The sequence below is a fragment of the Neptuniibacter pectenicola genome, from assembly GCF_001597735.1.
GTDB classification, from domain to species: Bacteria; Pseudomonadota; Gammaproteobacteria; order Pseudomonadales; family Balneatricaceae; genus Neptuniibacter; species Neptuniibacter pectenicola.
Genome location: NZ_LUTS01000097.1, coordinates 1 through 382 on the forward strand (window position 1 = coordinate 1; position 382 = coordinate 382).

Annotated in this window: 1 protein-coding gene; it reads left to right on the forward strand. The window is 52.1% G+C overall.

Features of this window, described 5'->3' with window-relative positions; all coding sequences use genetic code 11:
• On the forward strand, positions 1-382 hold a 382-nt coding region (locus A3773_RS19855; RefSeq protein ID WP_197462853.1), incomplete at both ends, for a hypothetical protein.

Below are 382 nucleotides of genomic sequence, written 5' to 3' on the forward strand. Positions count from 1 at the left end.
AGGGGAGGAAGGAAAAGAAGGGAGAGAAGAAAAAAAAGGGGAGGGAAGAAAGGGGGAAGGGAAGGGAGAAGAAGGAGAAGAGAAGGGGGGAGAGAAAGGAAAAAAAGGAGAGAAAAAAAGGAGAAGGGAAGGGGGGAGAAAAGGAAGAGAAGGGGGGGGAAGAGGAGAGGGGGGAAAAAAAAAGGAAAGGGAAGAGAAAGGGAAGAAGGAAGAGGTAGGAAAAAAAGGAGGGAAAGAGGAGGAGAAAGAAAAGAGAAAGAGGAAGAAAAGGAGAGAGGGGGGGGGGGAGAAGGGGGAGGGAGGGAAAAAAGAAAAGAGAGGGGGGAGAGAAGAGGAAGGGAGGGGGAAGAGGAGGAGGGGGGGGGGAGGGAGAAGAGAGGAG